The organism is Ruegeria atlantica, assembly GCF_013032455.1.
In the GTDB taxonomy this organism is placed as follows: Bacteria; Pseudomonadota; Alphaproteobacteria; order Rhodobacterales; family Rhodobacteraceae; genus Ruegeria; species Ruegeria atlantica_B.
Genome location: NZ_WQCF01000006.1, coordinates 78,720 through 98,067 on the forward strand (window position 1 = coordinate 78,720; position 19,348 = coordinate 98,067).

Genomic DNA, 19,348 nt, shown 5'->3' on the forward strand with positions numbered 1-19,348 from the left:
TGTTGGCCAATGTAAAGCCACGGAGTGATCGCGAAAGTCAAAGCTATTGTGTTGGCCTAAGTACCACTTGTACCAAGCCTTATTCGCGCAAGGCCCTTTCTTTAATCTTGACCACAGGCTGCAATAGATACTCTAAGACAGTTTTTCGACCCGATAGAATATCGATTTCTGCTATCATGCCGGGAATGATTTCAACCGCGATGCCGTCGGCATCCAACATTGAGTTGCTGGTTTCGATTTTAATAACGAAGACCTCTTCATCATTTCGTTCGGATCGTGTGATTGTGTCTGCACCAATCCGCATAATCTGCCCGTCTAATGCGCCGTAACGCGAGAAATCATAAGCCGTGATCTTGACCTTGACGGCTTGGCCGGCATGAAGGAATGCAATGTCTTCTGGCCTTACATAAGCTTCGACAAGCAATGAGTCATTCAGAGGCACAATCTCGATTAATTCCTCGCCGCCACGCGCCAACCCCCCGATCGTACTGCGATGCACCCGGTTTACGATGCCGCGTACCGGTGACCTGACTTGTGCCCGTTCAGCACGGTCACGAAGCGCAGGCAATATTGGCTGGAGCGCGGCCAGCTCAGTTGTTGCCAGGGCCAGATCATTTAGCGCGGCGGTGCGAAAGCGGCTGTGAGTCGCGCTAATTCTGTCGTCAATTTCGTCCAACCCGGTTTTCAATCGATTGGTTGCGGCGATCGCTCGGGTGCGATGGCCTTCCCATTCGGCCTCACCACGGCGAAGCGTCAAAAGTGTTGTGGCTGGTTCCATCTGTTTTTCCACCAAGGGTTCCATCATGGCGCGCTCTTCGGCCAGCAACCTGAGTGTTTGATCCGCTGTGACACGGTTGACCAATCCCTCTTCATATTCTTGCTGTTTTTGCTGTCGCTGTCGTTCAAGGATAGCGATTTCTGCCTGCAATTCGGATTGGCGCCCGTGGTACAATGCGGTCTCTGACCGAACAACTTCTGGCGCTCCAGCGATCAGTTCCGGCGAAAAAATTAGAGGAGTGCCGTCAATCTCCGCCTGCAAACGCGCGGCGCGCGCTGTCAGACCAAAGGCTCTCTGTTGTTCCTGACTGAATTGGCTGTCAATCTGTGTGGTTTCAAATTCCATCAGCAGTGCGCCTTTTTCAACCACTTGCCCTTCGCGGACTTGTAGGGACAGGACGACCCCGGGTTCGGTGGCTTCAATCACCTGAATGTCGGCTGAAGGCACGATCCGCCCGTCAACGCGAGTTACATCGTCCAACTCGGCTAAATGAGCCCACAGTCCCAAAGCGATCAGGCATGAGGCAATCGCGAGCAAAAGCAAGGACCCTCGGATTGGTGACCGTCCGCGCATTTCCCGCGCGAGGGTGGAGAGATCAGGATGCCGCGACATTCAGATGCCTCCTTGATTTGCGCTTATGTTGGGCCAGTATGCTCTTGGGCCCGTCTGCTACTACGCGCCCATTCTCAATGACGATAATCCGGTCCACCAACTCCAACAGGCTGGTGCGATGTGTGACAATAACCATCGTGGTATTCTGCGTGGATTGTTTGAGACGATGAATAACTTCGGACTCGGTTTTCACATCCATCGCGCTGGTTGGTTCGTCTAAAAGCAGAACCGGAGGCCGTCCGATCAATGCACGTGCCAAAGCTATTGCCTGCCGCTGCCCGCCGGATAACCCTTCGCCCCTCTCGGCCAGTTTTAGGTCATACCCGTTGGGTGTTTGGGCAATAAAATCTTCCACGCCGGCCACTTTTCCTGCAGCGATCAGATCCTGATCACGCGGCCTGGCAGCGCCACTGAATATGTTTTCGCGCACCGTGCCCGAGAATAGCCAGATATCTTGCAATACAGAGCCGACATTCCGTCGTAAATCGCCCGGATCGATTTGGCGGATATCGACGCCATCCATTGTTACGGAACCAGATCGCGGTTGATAAAGCCCAAGCAACAAGCGGGTAATTGTGCTTTTCCCGGACCCAATTGGGCCCAAAATAGCTACTTTTTCACCAGGCTCGATTGTGAATGATACCCCAGCCAACGTGTCCTCGGTCTGGTCCGGGTAGGCAAAACGCACGTCGTTGAAACTGATGCGGCCCGCGAATTCGCGCCGGCTGATCCAGCTATGACCTAGCGGCCTTTCGCTTTCGGCTTGCATCAAGGCATTCAGATTTCGAAAGGCACTGCGCGCTTGATTAACTCGTGCCAGAGTCTGGGCAAGTTGGCCCAAAGGCGCCAGCGCTCGTCCGGTCAGCATCACAGACGCAATCAAAGCGCCCATGCTGGCCTGACCATCACTAAGCAAGAAGACACCGTAGAATACGATAAGAACTTGCGCAGCTTGCTGTGTAAAGCCCGTAAGGTTCAAGGCAAACTGTGTTATGGCCCGACTGCGCGCGCCATGTGAAGATTGTCGTTCAATTGCGGCTTCCCAGCGAGAACGCATTTGTTTGGCGGCGGCCGTGGTTTTTATGGTTTCAAGTCCGGAAACTGTTTCGACCAGAACAGACTGTTTGGACTGGCCATCTGCAAAACTTTGTTCTGCTAGACGTGACAGCACCGGTTGAACGGCAACACCCGCCAAAAGAACTATTGGAACGGCAAGGGCTGGCACCAGCGCCAATGGCCCGCCGACCAGATGGATGGCAAAAACGAAAAGGGCAATGAACGGCAGATCCACCAATGCGACCAAGGTTGCGGAGGTAAAAAACTCGCGCAGGGTCTCAAACTCACGGATTGTGCTTGCCATCGCACCAGTTGAGCCGGTGCGCGCCTTCATGCGAATGTTAAGCACTTGATCGAAGACGCGGCGCCCCATGAGCATGTCGGCTTTCTGGCCTGCACGATCAATAAACCCCGCGCGTAACAGCTTTAAAATGAAATCAAATCCTAGAGCGATGCTCACCCCGGCTGTTAAGGCTATCAGGGATTCGGTGGCCTCGTTGGGTAGGACCCGGTCATAGACGACCATAATGAAGATAGAGGTCGACAGCCCCAGTAGATTGGCGAGAGCCGCAGCTAGGATCACTTGAATATATGACCACCTGTTTGCGGCCATTGCCGACCAGAACCAGTGCTCGGAAATAGGTGTTTGACCTGCTGAAACTTCTTCTTGATGGCTGCGGCGAAACAAAATTGCATATCCGCTGTAAACCTGGCGCAGCTTGTCTTTCGCGACCTCACCGATACCGTCCCCGAGGTCCGGGTCAAAAATCAGAAGCTGCCCATCGCGCGTTTGGCCATGATAAACAACGGCCTTATCATTCTCTAACAGCAATAGAGCGGGTGCTAGATTTACGTCGAAGTTTTGCAGTTTGTGTTTGCCGTACCCCGCCTGTAGCCCGGCCTTATGTGCTGCCTCAAGCGTATCCCCAACAGTTAAGCCGCCTGTTGTGCTTGATTGCGAAGCATACAAAGCCGCAACCGTCATCGGGCGGTTTAGTTGAGCTGCAACATGCAATAGACAGGCCTCAAGAGGTGAAAGCGCGTTAGCCCGCATTTTTGGAGGTAGTTCGGTCATAGGCCGTTCTCCCAATCGGCCGTCGAAACCCCTAGCAGGTCTAGAATGTCCCCTGTAAGGCTCAGCGCGGCGTAGTTCGTTAAAAAGAAATTTCGTTGCGCCAGAATTAGTCTTTCCTGTGCATTAACGTAGTCTCGTTGTGAATCCAGAATCTCGATCAGGCTACGCCGGCCTATTGTAAATTGCTCTCGGGCTGCTGCGACGCTGTCTGCATTAGCCTCAACTGCGGACTGGGCCGCTTTCAGTCTAATTGCTCCGGCTTGCTGGTCTGATCGGACAAACTCCAGTTCTCGACGAATATCTCGGATTACAGAGTCGCGTGAGAATTCCGCCTCTTTGACCTGCGCTTCGGCCGCCGCGATAGCGGCGCGGCGTTGGCCTGTGCTGTCGATTTCGTAGTTTAGCGAAAGATCAATCCCATAATTGGCATCGTTGCCGTCGTCGCGATTTGCAAAGGCCGCAACTTGAACACCGGGTTGTCGCCTTGCTACGGCCGCAGCGTATTCGGCTTTTGCAGCCAGCAAGAAGGCGTCAGAGCGTCTTACCTGAGGACTATCCATTACGATCTGAACGTCGGTTTGGGAAAGTTCTGGGGCTTCGATGGGGGAGGGCAGGGCCCCGGGTGCCGTGCCAAAATATTCTCGGAATTGAGCGTTGGCGCGATCCAGTTGTGATTTCGCATCGGCCAACCGTGTTCGCGCGTCGGCCATACGCGAGCGTGCGGTCAGGACGTCTGCGTTTGATCCAACGCCTTGATCAGTGCGCTCAGTGATCTGTTGCAGCAATTGATCATGAACGCTGACGTTCCGTGCCGCTATTTCCAGAAACTCCCGTCTGTCCAGAACCACGACATAGGCTTCGATTGCTGATAGAGCGACAGCGGCCGCAGTTTGAAGTTGGTCGCCCCGGCTTTGCAGCACGCGGGCTTTTGTTGCCGCCAAAACATTGGAAGCGGCACCGCCGTCATAGACGAGCTGCGAAATGCGAAGATATGGTGTGACATCGGCAATATTCGATTCCACACGTTCGGACCGAGCATTTGCGCCGACCGTGAGCTGCGGTAAAAATGCACCCTTGGCAGCGTCTTCGTTGGCTACGGACATCTCAAGCCGTGTTGTGCTTTGCGCAAGATCCGGGCTGGCTTCGACCGCGCCCCGAATTCGCTGGCCAAACGCGCTTTGTGCAAGTCGAGGCAAAGGTTCACTTGCACCAGCACCAATCGAACCACGGGACAGAGACCTTTCAACCCCTGTCAGATCGGGCGGGGTTGTACAGCCTGAGGATATCACAGCAATACAGAAAAAGGATGCAATTCTAAGTCTGATGGTGCGAGTTGGCATAGGTGTTTCACACCTCACTAATTCCAGGAAATTCGTCATTCTGCACATTGGCCATTGCACAGAGGAAATCTGAAACATCTGAATTTTTGGTGTATTTTTCCGCGAACTTGGGTTGCGAGATCTGCCGCTGTGCTCGCTCCAGCCATTCGCAATGCGAAAGCGAAATCTGGTGTGCGTGCAGCAACAAATGTCCATCAGAATCAAGTAAGTTTAGCTTTTCGGCCCGTGTCAGACTTTCGAGCCGATGGGCGGAAACTCCGAATGATCCATTTGGCAAAGCAACCCCTCGATGGGAATTTATCTGTTCAAAAAGGTCCATAGCTGCGATTTTTTGACAAAGTTCCAGTGTCGTCTTTTTGGTCGCCTCGCGGGCTTGCAAAAAGGTTTTCACACCGTTCAGCGCTGATGAAACCACGCGATCAGTGTCAAAGAACGCTTCGTCACTTGGATTGGTCGTCACCAGTCCGGATGCTTCATCTACATTCAGGCGAAAGGTGGGGGTGTGGCCACTTGTAGCTCCGCTGATGGGTTCAGCCTGAAACGGATAACATCGAAAATCCGAGGGCACATATGAGGCCAACCATTGACCGCTTTGCGAGACGAAAGGCGTGGTCGAACCCTCCGATAGGGACAAAATCACCCTTGGCTCAATGCCCAGCTTGGTTTTCTTGAAAATGATGGGAAATGCTGCGGCTGCTTGTGCGACTTCTTGCAGAACGATTGCGCAGTCAGGGCGATCAGCAGCAAATTTGTAAGAGGTGAATCGTTTCCAGTATTTCCGTCCGTGACGAGCGACGGTAACTGGAACCAGGCCATTTTCTTCCATTTTCTGCCCCATCCATTGAATGTGGCTGCCGAGTCCTAAAATCAGCAGCCAATTTTCTAATCAGGCCGATGCCCCCGTAGGATCGGTGTGCAAGATGTTGTCGGTGGTCAGATTGCTCAGGTCATCCAACCCGTTAAACTGCGCGACCGTTTCCACGACAGCAGAGTTCGGGGCAGAATAATCGACTTTGACCAAAGCGGTATCTGATCCATCCGTGGCCATCACATAAAGTTCGTCACCGGATTGAAGCCCGGTGAAACTTTCGACGGCGGTTTCGATCGTGCTTTCGGACAGATCGCCTAAAACCGTTGTCAGCCCGACGACACCAGTATCCGCTCCAATCGCATCGCCAACCGCCAGGGTTTCTACGTCCGTTCCCTCGCCACGAAGAGTTGCAAAGCTCAGACCAGCGAACATCACAGCATCCGCGACATCCTCCGAAGAGCCGAGAGTAAAGCCTGTCACCGTATCTACGCCATTCTCAGCTGGGTCCGCCTCAAAAACGATGACGTCGCGCCCAACATCCGAGACATCAATCATGTCATCGCCGTCCTGACCGCGGATAACATTGTCCACTTCTGTCGCCACAAGTGTATCGTCGCCGTTTGTTCCGATTTGGAAGACCGAAGGCCCACCATCAGAAGTCGTAATCGACAGCTCGATGGGTTTGCTTGGGTCAATGATGGTCATTTCAAAGGTCAGCAAAGGTTGGCTTGGATCAGAGAAAGTCAATCCAAATCCCGAAAAGCGGATCTCTGATGCGGTGATAGGGTTGGAAAGCAGAGATAGGAAATCACTGTGGGCGACATCCGACCCTGTGTTGAAGGACGCCACGGACGGGTCAAAACCCAGATCCATTTGCAGGGAAAGCCCCCCCGAAAAATCTCGATCCGTGTCTGCGTAGACTTCGAATGTTGCGGTGTTACCGCTGATGCCTGCCTGTGAGATGACATAGGTCGCGGGTTCGTGTGCCGTGTTTTCGTCAACTGCGTCAAGGGGATTCAGCCCGCCGGAAACTGTCGCACCAGCCGAGAAATTCAGATCATCCCCGGCATCGAAACCCGAAAACTCCGAAGCTGGAACTGTGAGGGACCAGGAGCCATCCGCCCCGACCGATGCCGAACCAACGGACACAGCATTCAAGGTAACATCTATCGACTGCCCCGCACTTAGCCCGACAGATGTTCCCGAAACAGTCACTCCGGAGTTTTGCGCGTCGGTCAGCGAAACTGCGCCGTTTGAGCCAGCCGGATTTATTGTCAGAATTGGCCGCAAATCCGTGGTCAAAGTAGTTGTCGCCGGGGGCGCGGCATTGCCCGCCAGGTCCATTACGCTGGCAATTATCGGATATTCCGTGCTGTCCGTCAGGGCGGCTAAGTCGGCTGCGGAAACTGTTGTGGACCAGGTGCCGCCAGATGCGATGCTGATGTAAGTTTGGCCGTTCAGTGTTACGGACACAGTCTGGCCGTCCTCGGCGCTGGTCGTGCCCGAAATAGCAAGATCATTGCTCTGTTCCGAGACGTCCAACTCGGGCCCTACCGGCAAGGGGTTAAGTGACACGGTTGGTGCAGTGAAATCTGTGTCAAAGCTAGAGGAAACATTTGAGGTGTTACCGGCTGCATCGGCAACCGATGCGCCCACTTCATATGAAATGCCATCTTGAAAAGAACCCAATTCTGCGGCTGGGGCCGTATAGCTCCAGATGCCACTATTCACTGTAGCAGTTCCACTGACATCGATCGTCCCATCGGGCCGGGCGATTTCGATTGTGACAATTGCGCCGTCGGCAGCATCAGTGGTGCCGGTGATCGTCAAATCTGTGCCTTGTTCAGCGGCGTTCAAGACCGCACCATCTGATAGGCCAGTAATGCTTAGCGTCGGCGCAGTAAAATCTGTAGCAAAACTCGCGCTCGCCTGAATTGCCGGATTACCGGCAACATCGTGAACATCAGCGGTGACCGACACGGTTGAACCGTCGGACAAAGCCGCGAGATCTGCCGCTGGAACAGTTGCAGACCAGGTGCCACCAGAGGCCACGCCGGTATACGCCTGCCCATTCATTGAGACATTTACGATCTGCCCATTTTCGGCTGTGGTTGATCCTGAAATTGTCAGGTCTGTTCCGCGTTCAGTTGCGTTCAGGATGGCGCCATCCGAGAATGCATCGATCGACAAGGTTGGCGCAGTTACGTCCTTGGTCAAAGCGACGCTGGCTTGTGGCGCGACCAACCCATTGAAATCTGTAACATCTGCAGTGACCGAAAAACTTCCGCCATCGGCAAGGGTTGTCAAATCGGCGGCTGGTACAGTGACGCTCCATGCTCCGACCGAAACCGTGTCCGTATAGGTTTGCCCGTTCAAGGATACTGTGACTTGCTGACCGTCCTCGACATTGCTGGTCGTACCTGAGATCGTCAGATCCGATCCAGCTTCGGCGGAATTCAGTACGGCACCGACAGACAGCGGAGAGATGGCAACGGAGGGGCCGGTCAGGTCCACGGGAACAGACGCCGCAGCAGGCACTGAGACGTTGCCTGCCTCATCAATGACTGTGGCGCTGACGGCGACAGGGTCACCCGTCGACAATCCACCAAGGTCGGCCAGGGGAACGGTTACGCTCCAGGTCCCGCCAGATGCTGTAGCCGCATAGGTTTGACCGGCGAATGTAACTGTAATCGGCTGACCATCCGTTGCCGAAGTTGTCCCGGTCAGGATCAGGTCGGTTGTCACATCAATCAATTCAATTGAGCCGCCTGCGACCGGGTCCAATGAGATTGTCGGAACGGTGAAATCCGTCTCAAAGCTCGAAGCTGCTTGTACTGCCGGGTTGCCTGCCTGGTCGGTGACATCCGCGGTGACGATGATCGATGTACTATCCGGCAAGGTCGCGAGGTCTACGGCAGGAACTGAGACGCTCCATTGCCCGCCAGTTACAGTCCCCGTATAGGTTTGTCCGTTTACCTCTACAGAGACGGTTTGCCCATTTTCTGCATCGGTCGTTCCGGTAACAGTCAAATCCGTGGCCTGTTCGGACACATTCAATATCGCGCCGTCCGAGAACCCGGAAATCGCTAAAGTGGGGGGGATGGTGTCCACATCGAATGTGATGGTTTCAGTCGACAACTCCGCACCATCAAGATCGAGATTTCGGAAGGTCACTCTGGGAATCCCCTGCGGCAAAGCGGCGGCCTCGGAAGGAGAAAGCGAAACAACCCAGGTTCCGTCAGCTTCGGGGGTAACGGTTTTGGTGAGCGAGCCAATTGTGACTTCGACGGTATTTGTCCCGTCGGGTGTGCTCAGGTTCAGACGAGTGCTGCTAAGCGCGTCGGATTGCACGCCTGCCAGATTGAGCCCTGGGTGGCTGGGTGTGGGTGAAGGAGCAGCCTCATCATCGTCTCCTCCTCCGCCGCCACCTGCTGCAGCGGCAACGCCGGCCAACCCAAGCCCCCCCAGAGCGGCCGTGGCCCCGCTGATGCCGCCTGCTGCTGCGGCACCACCCGCTTCGACCAAGGTGAACTGGGCGATTTCGGAAACCACTCCTTCGGCGATCATGATGGCGCCGCTATCCAGCACCTGGACGTTTTCAGCCGCTACAATCACCTTGCGGCCATCGGCCAGTTTCAAAAGAACATCGCCATTGTCCAACAGCTTTACAGAGCGAACGCCGGGAATCGTTTCGGCAAATTGAAACGCATAGAGCTCTTCGATCGTGGCTTGCGCCAATGCTGGCAAGGCGAGAATCGTTGACCTGAGCCCACCGGCGATGCCTCGCCCGGTCCAGCGGCGCATTTTACCGTCGATCCATTTGCGGATGTTTTTCTTGCGTTCGAAATCAGGCTGGACGTCAACCGGATTGTCTTTGGATTCGGAGTCTTTTGTCATCTTGCCCTCACATGTGGTTTCCGCATTCGACCGAAGGGTCCAGATTTTCTTCATCTGTATTTTCCATCGGTGGCTCATGCGGCCGGACCAGAAAAAATTGAGTTAAACTGAAGCCGAACTCCTCGTTTTCTCCACATTCCCGCTTTGGTTTCGGACTGGGCATCAGATCATCCTTTAGACAGTGCCAGATGTGGCGTGGGGTAATTCGATATGGTGCTTCAGTTCGAAGGCGTGGTTGCAACGGGGAGCGCGACGCTCGATTCAGGTATCGGTGATACGGCTTTAAAAACGTTTAATGGCGTCACATACCTGTACAGCGTGACTGGTCCTGCAGGTGGTATTGCGGTTTGGGAACTGGTCGAAGGCGCGCTGCCACAATTGGTGGATACGGAGTTTTTCGGCGAATCGATCACATATCAGGTCGGTCGCAGTGTTACGCCGGTCACGTTGGCCGGAGAAGAGATTTTAGCCCTAGACGTGCGATCAGCAACCGGGTTGGTCGGGTACGAATTGAACCCGAGCGGGACCATTGGCGCCCTGCAGGAAACCGATACTCTGATAGGTGGCGGCGATATCTCAGCCCTTGCTCAAGTCAGCGATGTTCTGATCGCCGCACATGAAACGACAGGGCAAATCACCAGTTACACAGTAAATGCGGACGGAACAATGAATGCCTCAGCCTCTGTCACGGCAGAGGCTGATTCAATGAAGGTGCTGCAAGTTGGTGACCATAATTACGCAGTCGCATGTGATGCCGTCAGTGGAATGATAAACACCTACAATCTCGATGACAGTACCGGTGCGCTGAGTGTCGTAGACAACTCTGAAACTTTGCCAACGCTCGGGATCGCGACGCCCACTGCAGTCGAAGTGGTACAGACCTACAATCAATCATGGATCATTGTAGCGGGGGCAGGCAGCAATTCGCTAAGCGTGATGGAACTGGCGATCAATGGGCGCTTGGTGCCGACGGATCATGTGTTGGATACTCTGCATACCCGATTTGGCTCGGTGCAGGATCTTGCTGTTGTCGAAGTTGAAGGGCATGTGTTTGTCGTAGCCGGTGGCGGGGATGATGGCGTGACCCTGTTCAAGCTAACGCCAGGTGGCCAGCTTGTGCATCTGGACAGCGTCGAAGATACCTTGCAAAGCGGGTTGCAAAATATCGAAGCCCTAAGCGTGGCGCGTGTCGCGAATGAGCTGCAGATTTTGGTCGCATCGCAACAGGACCCAGGGCTGACGCAGCTGACCTTTTCGATCGAAAACTTGGGCGTTGTGCAAGACGGGTTCGGAACTATCAACGGAACAACACAGGATGACATGCTCAGCGGCAGTGTCCTCGACACCACTCTCATTGGCGGCGCAGGTGATGACATTCTGATCGCAGGTGTTGGAGCAACTACGATGTACGGGGGGGCTGGGGCGGACATCTTTGTCATGAAATACGGCAGTGATACGACGACAATAAACGACTTCGCCGCCGGGACAGACAGGCTCGATCTATTCGACTATCCACTGTTGCGTTCACCGGAGCAGCTGACATTCACAGCAACGTCGCAAGGCGCGCGAATAGAATATCGTGACGAAGTGGTTGTAATTAATTCCGAAACCGGTGGACCTTTGACCAATGATGAGGTGTTCGGATCGGGGTTTGAGAGTCCAGATCATGTCACGGTCGATTTTAAGGATTTCGGAGTTCTGGACCCGGCCAGTTCAGAAGGCATTCAAGGTCATATCAACCTGAATTCAGAGACCGCAAACCCGGGATTATCCGACGCCGAGATTCATTTCACTCCGAACGGTGGCGGGACCATCAGCGTACGCGCGGACGACGAAGGACGGTTTGATCTAGGGCTCCCATCAGGGTCGTTCCCCGGCGAATTGGAGATATTCAAAACGTATTCGACAGCAAGTTCGGAAATCACTGCGCTTGATGCATTGCAAGTTCTGCGAATCTCGGTTGGTTTGGATCCAGTTTGGGGGCCAGCGTCACCCGAAAACCTGATTGCAGCGGATATCACGCAGGACGGAACGGTTACATCATTGGACGCGCTGATTATTCTTCAGGTGGCTGTGGGGCTGCCTTCGGCGCATGACGCAGAATGGGTGTTCCTTGACACGGATGCTGACCTGTCTGGGATCACCAGCTCAGATGTCAATCATGAGACAGGTATAGAAGTCACGATTGTGGACAATGTCGTCACCGCTGACATGACTTCGATCCTACTGGGCAATTTGGAGCCCGCCTGAGACATATCCTCTGGCTATTCGCGGAAGGCTCGGTTGAAGTAATCGCTCAGCGGTTTGACCAAATAAGACAACGGGGTTCTTTCGTCTGTCTTGATCATGGTTTCCACCGGCATACCAGGCAATAGAGGCTGCCCGTTCAGTCGCTCGAGCTGGTCGTCTTCAGGTATGACCTCAGCGCGATAGAAAGTTTGTCCAGTGGCCTCGTCGCTGAAAGTATCTGCCGAGACCGTGATAACCCGACCGTCAATCTCGGGTGTTTCCCGTTGGTTGAAGGCGGGAAAGCGAAGGGAAACCGGCTGACCGACATGCAACTGGTCGACATGAATTGCATCTACGCGAGCGGCCACAAGCAGAGGTGTGTCCTGAGGTACGATATACATCATCGGTTCGGCTGGCTGGATCACCGATTGCAGCGCAAAGACCTGACTTCCGTATACGGTTCCGGAGACAGGGGCACGTATATCCAGTCGTGACAAGCGCACATCCAGCGACAGGCGACGTTCAGCCAGTTCCGAAATCTGTGCCTGCACATCCCGCAACTCAGTGATTGCCTGCTCGCGCCGCGTGGCGGTTAGTTCGACAATTCTGATTTCGGTGGCAGATATCTGGCCCCTAAGGCGCGCGACAGTTGATTCCAAGCGCCCAATCTGGCCTATCAGGTTAGCCTCTTCCCGTTGCAGGGCAGATACGCGGCTGGCCGGAGTGAGACCGCGGTCAAATAGGCTTTGCTGATCTTTCAGCTCATCCTGAATTAGATCGACCTGGCGGCGTAATGATACCAGTTGGGCTTCGGTGCCCTTGATTTCACTCTCGATCTGGTTTCGCTGTTTGCCCAGTTGTTCGGTTTGCTGCAGCAAGGTGTCCAAACGCGCCTCGAACAGGCGTTGTTGGCCAGCGACCAATTCGGGGTCGATGTTCTCTTGCTGTTGAAGTTTGGCCAACTGAGGCGCCAGGGCTTCCACGTCGGTTCCGTCGCGCTCGGCCTCCAGCCGGGTCTTCCGCGCCATCAATTCAAAAAGTTGAGTTTCGACGATGGTTTTTTCTGACGATAAAAATGTGTCGTCCAGGCGCACCAGCAAATCGCCATCAGACACAACATCACCATCACGAACGAATATCTCACCAACAACGCCGCCATCGGGGTGTTCAACCACTTGCCGGTTGCTTTGGACCTCGATGCTGCCTTGTGAGATAATGGCCCCTGCGAGGTGCGTCTGGACCGACCAGACGCCAATCCCGCCGACAAGAATGGCCAGCGCAAGAAAGCCGACGATGGCCGGTATAGTGATGTGCCACACTGGGCGCGAATTTTGAGCCGTTTTATCCTGCATCTTTTTTCACCTGGCTCAGGCCACGTTTAATTGCACTGGCATTATGCACCATTACGCCCAATACCTCGTCTCGGCTGCCGGACTTCACGACCTGGCCTTTTTCGACCACCGCCAGATCGTCACATTCCGAGATCGCTTGCGGGCGATGAGTCATGATGATGGCTGACTTGCCAGCCGCCTTCAGGCCACGCACAGCGGCGTTCAACGCTTCGGTTCCTTCGGCGTCCAATGCCGAGTTAGGCTCATCCAAGACAAGCAGAACCGGGTCGCCGTACAGTGCACGCGCAAGTGCAATACGTTGCTTCTGGCCGCCGGACAATTGGCTGTCATTCCCTTCCAGGAACGTGTCGTACCCCTTGCTGAGTGATAAGATCAACTCATGAGCCTTGGCCTGTTTTGCTGCCGCGACAACGGCTTCGGGGTCAGGGTTCTCAGACATTCGGGCAATGTTTTCAGCCACCGTCCCGTTGAAAAGGGTGACCTCTTGCGGCAAGTAGCCGATATGCTGGCCCAAATCGGTTGAATCATATTGATCCAACGTTGCACCGCCCAGCCGGATTTCTCCGGCTGCGGGTTGCCATAGACCCAATAGCGCCTTGGCAAGTGTGGATTTTCCTGATCCACTTTTGCCGATAACACCAAGTGCCTTGCCCGGCTCAAGCTGCAACGTGACATTGCGAAGGGTCGGTTTATCTGCTCCGGGTGGGATAACGGTCAACCCCTTTGCGGTTAGCTGGCCTTTTGGCACGGGCAATTTGGTGCGTGGATTTTCGGGCGGTGTTGCGTCCAGAAACTGGTTTAGTGAGGTCCAGGCAGATCGTGCTCGTTGGACCAACCCCCATTGACCGACTGCCTGTTCAACTGGCGCAAGCGCCCGGCCCAACAGGATTGACCCAGCAATCATAGCACCTGGGGTTAGTTCGTTGCGAAGCACCAACCATGCACCAAGAGCCAGCATCGCCGATTGCAAAAACAGCCGCAGTGACTTGGTTAAGGACGTAAAGCTGCCGGTCCAATCACTGGCTGCAATTGTCTGGCTCAAAGCGTTGGTTCGTTGCTTTTGCCAGCGGTGGGTGATGTCCTCTTGCATCCCTTGGGAGCGTACGACTTCGGCGGCTTGCCGCGCGTGTTCCGAAAAGGCATTGGCCTGCGCAGATGCCCGTTGTGCTGAGGCAACCTTGCGGTGAGTCAAGTTTTGGTTAAGGACGGCGATCAAAATCAGCAGGACACTGCCAGCTACGGCCAGCCAACCCAATAGCGGATGGAACAGAAAGATTGCGGCCAAAAACACCGGTGTCCAAGGGATGTCCATGACCGCCAACAAAACAGGCGAGGAACACAGGTTTTGAATCGCTTCCAGATCGCGCAAACCGGTAGCTGGAGCCGACCGAATTTGTGGGAATAAGGACCGGCGCAATGTCGCGTCAAACACACGCTCATCCAATTCTGACTGAAAACGGGCACCAAACCGGGCCACGATGCGACCGCGGGCAAAATCCAGCATTGCCATCAGGCCATAGAGGAGCGTCACCAGTAAAAACAGCGCGGTTAACGTTTCAACAGCGCGCGAACTCAGCACCCGATCATAGACCTGCAACATGAACAAAGGCCCTGTCAGCATTAACAAATTGACGAAAATGCTGAACAGGAACGCAAGGGCCAGAAACGTCATCCCTTGATTGCGCACATTACGCAGTTCATGGCGGGGTGGCATCATGCGATTTACAGTGTTCACGAAACTGGGCCTTTAGTAACTGTTAATAGCGGGCTTATTGCACTCATTACGGGCTGATATTCAGTGTATGCCGCAATGCCACAAAAAGCGAGAACTGGTGGATTATTGAAAAGTAGCGGGCCGTCAATCACCGATCATATTGATGAAGGCTATGCGCCGATTCATGCCGAAGTTTGACCAGAGTCCGCCGAGTGATCCAAAATTGAATGCGTGGTCCTGCCAGTGGGCCGGTCGCGCAGACAAGACAGTTTTCATCCGGAATTTTAGTTCCAGTATTTGAGTCACATTGCTGACAATATTCCCACGTCTACTTTGTGTTGGTAGGTTCGAACAATTCGGGCGCGTTTGAATGCGTACTTAAGTATACTTGCAATGTGGCGAGAGTCCTTTTTGAATGACCGGAGTTAACCACAGTTACCGATATGCCAGACGGTCATCGTTGACTGGGCAAAGTGACAAGAGTTCGTTGTTTCTGGCGGTTGATCAAGCCGCTACGAATGTGTCACCTGCCTACTTGACCGCGGTCTTAAAGGAACCTGAAGTCACCGCCAAATCTTTGCGGGCTGTGTCAGAAATTGTTGGCTCACGGTTTTACGTACCACCCTCGATGCTGGCGCGAATTATGCGCGAAGCGGACCCTGTTGTGACCGTGGGAAGAGACACCCTGCGGTTTGAAGGGTTCTCGGGCTGTTGCAGCGCCTATATCCGGTTGGACATTGATGACGATGCGCTTGAAGTCGAACACCGTGGCAAAGGCACGACGAATGTAGATTTCGGTCCGGAACTGCGCGCCCTTCTTACGCGCACCAGCCCGGATAGCCGCATGGAAATAACTATTGGATCAGATACCGTTGGATTGTCTCATGAACTGGGCACAGTCACCGAGCGAAAGGTGCCATTACCCGTTCGGTGGATCAAAGGTTTGGCTGAAGTGCAGGGGCATCTTTCTTGCATGGAAAAAGCGTTTTCGCTGTCAACCGTGCAGGCGCAGCGGTTCTTGCGCGGCTTGCCGCGCTCGAAATCAGATCATCGGATTTGGGTAAAGGGTAACAGCACTGGCGTTCGGACGACAACGCGTCCTGTCCCCGGTGGCGTGCCGTTGCGAGGGGGCCATCGGCTGCGTGTTTTGGAATCTTTAGTGAGCAAGGCCAGCGCCTTGCATGTCTATTTTAGTGAGGTGTTGGAAAGCTCAGCCTGGGTGCTGGACTTTGGGACCCAGAGAGTATGTTTGGTCTTGAACGTCGAGCCGTGGCGGGGGTTTCCGGGGGACGGTCGTCTTTTATCCGACTTGGCACATATAGAAGTTGAAAGTGCCGCATTGCGCGCGCAGTTGAATTGGCAGGACGAACTGGATCTGCAATCCCTCGCGCGGGGCGGAAACCTGTCTCTCGATCAGGTGAAGACAGCTATGTCACATCTGGCAGCTTCCGGTCTTGTTGGGTTTGATCTGTCACGCTCTGCGTGGTTCCACCGGGTTTTGCCCTTTGACATGGATAGGGTGGCGGCGATGAACCCTCGTCTCTTGGCGGCCCAGCAACTTGTAGAAGACAAAGCCATCAAAATTCTGCCCAATGGCGCAGACGTGACCAGCGAGGCCGTGACGCATCGTGTTCGGCTCGAAGGTGACAGTCCAAGTTGCACGTGCCCTTGGTACTCAAGGAACAAGTCGGCGCGGGGGCCTTGCAAGCACATTCTGGCCGTAGAAATAGCGCTGGAGCAATCGGCGTGACAGAAGCAGAATTTTTGAAACTGATAACAACCAAACGGGCGCCTGAGGTTCTTAAAGTATTGGCCGCAATTCCCGAAGCCAACCGCCGTGCCTTTGCGCCGGTCGCGTTGAAAACACACAAGGCCCACGAAAAGGCCTATTGGGAGAGGCAGTTCAACAGCAAGAAACAGCCCCCGGAAATAGCAAAAGATGCGGAGTCATTGGGGATCGCTGTTTTGGCGACTGCGCGCCCTTCGGAATACAAATGCGGAGATTGGCAGGTTCTGCCGCGTTCGCTTGCATTGCCAGAAGTGTTTCGTGTGCTCAGACTTAGCTGGGTGGATGCGTGGGCTGAGGCTGCGGTCGAGGACAACCCCCGCCTGATCCAGACCATACATGCGCTGTTTCACGAAGGGCTGTGCAGAATCCCGCGGAACGAGGCGTATATTCTGGGTTACTACGCTCACCAGGCGGCCGTACCGGCCAACGCGCGATCGCAATTTTTGAAGCAAGACGTCTGGCGATTTTTCGAGGTGGAAGGTGGAGGTGATCTCAGCCTGGCCGCGCATGACAAATATTGCGGGCCGGGGATGTCTTGGGCGGACGCACTGATTGGGCTTTGCCAAGATGGTACCCTGGATAGAACCCGGTTGTTGGATGCCTCATTGGATGCCCTTGAGCGGGATTTCGGGCAGTTTCGAGCAGGGTGGTATTCGCGGTTTCATGCCGGACTTTGTCCGACGGGTCCGGAAATGCAAGATAGAGTGGCACGATATCTGGATTTGCTTCGCAGTACGATTCCGCCAACCGTTGCATTTGCGCTCAAGGTGTTGAAACAAATTGACAAAACTTCCGGTATCGACGCTGATGCGTTACTGTCATCTCTCGAGCCTGCGTTGCAAAGCCGCCAAAAGACCAGTGCCGTCATGGCGTTGCAGTTGCTGAAGAACTGCGCCAAGCGAAATCCTGAACGGGCGGCTGGCATAGCTCTACTGGCCAGTTCAGCCTTGATTTCCGAGGCTCCGGATGTTCAGGCCCGTGCATTGGACCTCATCGAAGCCCTCGATCAACAAAACGCGCCAGAAGTTCAAGCCAAACTAACCGATTATGTGGACGTGACCGCGCCTACGGTGAAAACGCGGCTGCGGAGCGTTTTGAATACTGAACCAGATGTGTTGACCCTGCAACCGGACTTTCTGGTCGCGAAATTGGAGGTCATTGAGCCGGTCACATCGGCAGAGGATGCGGTAGCAGCTTTTCTTGAGCTTTTGGAAAACCGCCATGACCCCTTTTTGATCGAGTGCGCATTTGACGGATTGGCCAGATACGGGGTTAAAGCACAGCCTTTGCTGTCGCCGCTGGCAAAGCGGGCGTCGCAGATGCAGAAACGCGCGTTACAAGAGACATTCAACACCGGCAAGACATTTGAAAAACCCATCTTGGCGACGGCTCTGGCTTGGGCAAATAGAACGGATTTCGACACCGAAATGTTAACTTTTCAAGTGCCACGTTATCATGGTCATGTCCCGCTTGAGATCGAGCAGGACAGTTTCGAGGGGATGTTTGCAGCACGAGCCAAGGAATTGCTGGGCTTCGTGCGTAACGGCCTTTCAGTTCCCATGTTGTCAGCCCCCAACGACAATCGCGGATTTCTTGCGGCGGCTGAATTACTTGATCGGCTGGATCGCTATCGAAATCTGGGTGTGCAACCTGGTGAGGCTGATTTTAAACTTGCGCTGATGCGCCTCGCACCCGAAGGGCGTAAAAGTGCCTTGGAGCGATTCCGACCGCAATCCGAGGCCGAACGCGCCTCGGCCTATGCGCTCGGCGCAGACATCGCGCCTGAATCAGACAGACAGTTGTGGGCAATTGCCTGGTCCTCGACCGTGCCGCTGCGCGTGGATTCAGCTATTGAACGGTTGGTCGGCGGATCGGTTCCCGGTTTGGGTGTGCCAGCCAGCTATGGCTTTCATGCGGATATAAAGCGGATAGAACCCTGCGTCTGGCCTCGACCCAAGTTACGGGTTTTGCCGCCCATTCCCAAAAGCGTGGACGCCGCCTTGGGTTTCGCGCTGCCTGCAAAGTTTGAACACACCTATGGAGCTGAACAGGGCGCCAGTTGGATGACACATCCAAATCCTTGGGTTGGTTTGATCCGCCCGGCGCATTCCGAGTTGTTTTTTTCAACTGGGATATTTGAGTTGGAATTGGACCAAAAGCTTACAAACCATCACTGCTTGATGTTTTTGGAACCGCTTTTCCGTCCCGACCCCAATCCCGGCGTTATGGCTCACGCCATGCTTGCCTGGTATTTGGCCAGCGCGGATGAAGGTATCGGATCCACCACTATAGACGCGATAACCACATTGGTTGCACAGGAGCGGTTTGATCCTTTGGTCTTTAGTTCCGCGGCGCATTCCCTTGTCTTTGACGCAGGAATTCCACTACGTCGCTGGACAAAAAGAATGGCCGAAGTTGCCAGAACGTCTGACTTACACGCGCAGTCTATCAAGACTGCGCTGGGGGCGATGATGATTGACCTGCCAACCGAACTACCGCGCGATTTGGGTGGAATTCTGGAATTGCTGTACGAACTTTGTGTCGCCTCCAGTGACGGGATTGGATCGGCGTCGTCTTTAGCAGCATTGGAGAATGTAAAAGCTGGTGGCAAAACAGGAAAATTTGCGCGTCAGATAGTTGCATTCCAGAAGAACACTTCCTGACGCGCAGGCCCTTTCCAGTGATGGAGAGGGCG

General features: G+C 54.4%; 10 protein-coding genes. 3 read left to right on the plus strand and 7 right to left on the minus strand.

The annotated features are described in order from the left end of the window. Positions 1 to 79: 79 nt before the first annotated feature. The 5 genes from GOW93_RS12070 to GOW93_RS12090 form a co-directional block, all read right to left on the minus strand. Complete coding sequence (locus GOW93_RS12070) at positions 80 to 1,390, minus strand: HlyD family type I secretion periplasmic adaptor subunit (protein ID WP_170384428.1); 1,311 nt, start codon at positions 1,388 to 1,390, stop codon at positions 80 to 82. Beyond that, entirely contained in the window at positions 1,374 to 3,521 is a 2,148-nt protein-coding gene (locus GOW93_RS12075; RefSeq protein WP_254443526.1) for a type I secretion system permease/ATPase, read from the minus strand. The genes GOW93_RS12070 and GOW93_RS12075 overlap by 17 nt, the downstream gene beginning before the upstream one ends. Continuing rightward, positions 3,518 to 4,717, minus strand: a complete 1,200-nt coding sequence (locus GOW93_RS12080) for a TolC family protein (protein WP_170384430.1) — start codon at positions 4,715 to 4,717, stop codon at positions 3,518 to 3,520. The genes GOW93_RS12075 and GOW93_RS12080 overlap by 4 nt, the downstream gene beginning before the upstream one ends. 151 nt (positions 4,718 to 4,868) lie before the next feature. After that, positions 4,869 to 5,687 (minus strand): SapC family protein, encoded by an 819-nt coding sequence (locus GOW93_RS12085; RefSeq protein WP_170384432.1) that lies wholly within the window; start codon positions 5,685 to 5,687, stop codon positions 4,869 to 4,871. Positions 5,688 to 5,747: 60 nt separating this feature from the next. Beyond that, positions 5,748 to 9,569: an Ig-like domain-containing protein gene (locus tag GOW93_RS12090; protein ID WP_170384434.1), complete on the minus strand. Its 3,822-nt coding sequence runs from the start codon at positions 9,567 to 9,569 to the stop codon at positions 5,748 to 5,750. A gap of 210 nt (positions 9,570 to 9,779) precedes the next feature. Between GOW93_RS12090 and GOW93_RS12095 the strand changes: the two genes are divergently transcribed. Beyond that, complete coding sequence (locus tag GOW93_RS12095; protein ID WP_170384435.1) at positions 9,780 to 11,819, plus strand: dockerin type I domain-containing protein; 2,040 nt, start codon at positions 9,780 to 9,782, stop codon at positions 11,817 to 11,819. Positions 11,820 to 11,833: 14 nt separating this feature from the next. Here the strand turns inward: GOW93_RS12095 and GOW93_RS12100 are convergent, their stop codons facing one another. Then, positions 11,834 to 13,150: an HlyD family type I secretion periplasmic adaptor subunit gene (locus GOW93_RS12100; RefSeq protein ID WP_170384437.1), complete on the minus strand. Its 1,317-nt coding sequence runs from the start codon at positions 13,148 to 13,150 to the stop codon at positions 11,834 to 11,836. After that, entirely contained in the window at positions 13,140 to 14,867 is a 1,728-nt protein-coding gene (locus tag GOW93_RS12105) for a type I secretion system permease/ATPase (RefSeq protein WP_170384707.1), read from the minus strand. The genes GOW93_RS12100 and GOW93_RS12105 overlap by 11 nt, the downstream gene beginning before the upstream one ends. Before the next feature lie 640 nt (positions 14,868 to 15,507). On the opposite strand from GOW93_RS12105, the gene GOW93_RS12110 reads away from it, so the two are divergent. Together GOW93_RS12110 and GOW93_RS12115 are read left to right on the plus strand one after the other, a co-directional pair. Further along, the gene (locus GOW93_RS12110) at positions 15,508 to 16,614 is read left to right on the plus strand and encodes an SWIM zinc finger family protein (protein ID WP_170384439.1); all 1,107 of its coding nucleotides are present in this window, start codon (positions 15,508 to 15,510) and stop codon (positions 16,612 to 16,614) included. Next, on the plus strand, positions 16,611 to 19,316 hold the full coding sequence (locus GOW93_RS12115) for a DUF6493 family protein (protein ID WP_170384441.1): 2,706 nt from the start codon (positions 16,611 to 16,613) through the stop codon (positions 19,314 to 19,316). Before GOW93_RS12110 ends, GOW93_RS12115 begins: the two co-directional genes overlap by 4 nt. The last annotated feature ends 32 nt before the right edge of the window (positions 19,317 to 19,348 follow it).

Bases quoted from the DNA above. Each gene is read 5' to 3' on its own strand.
- GOW93_RS12100 (WP_170384437.1), bottom strand. From the start codon at position 13,150: ATGCAGGATAAAACGGCTCAAAATTCGCGCCCAGTGTGGCACATCACT.
- GOW93_RS12095 (WP_170384435.1), top strand. From the start codon at position 9,780: ATGGTGCTTCAGTTCGAAGGCGTGGTTGCAACGGGGAGCGCGACGCTC.
- GOW93_RS12085 (WP_170384432.1), bottom strand. From the start codon at position 5,687: ATGGAAGAAAATGGCCTGGTTCCAGTTACCGTCGCTCGTCACGGACGG.
- GOW93_RS12110 (WP_170384439.1), top strand. From the start codon at position 15,508: ATGCGCGAAGCGGACCCTGTTGTGACCGTGGGAAGAGACACCCTGCGG.
- GOW93_RS12105 (WP_170384707.1), bottom strand. From the start codon at position 14,867: ATGATGCCACCCCGCCATGAACTGCGTAATGTGCGCAATCAAGGGATG.
- GOW93_RS12090 (WP_170384434.1), bottom strand. From the start codon at position 9,569: ATGACAAAAGACTCCGAATCCAAAGACAATCCGGTTGACGTCCAGCCT.
- GOW93_RS12070 (WP_170384428.1), bottom strand. From the start codon at position 1,390: ATGTCGCGGCATCCTGATCTCTCCACCCTCGCGCGGGAAATGCGCGGA.
- GOW93_RS12075 (WP_254443526.1), bottom strand. From the start codon at position 3,521: ATGACCGAACTACCTCCAAAAATGCGGGCTAACGCGCTTTCACCTCTT.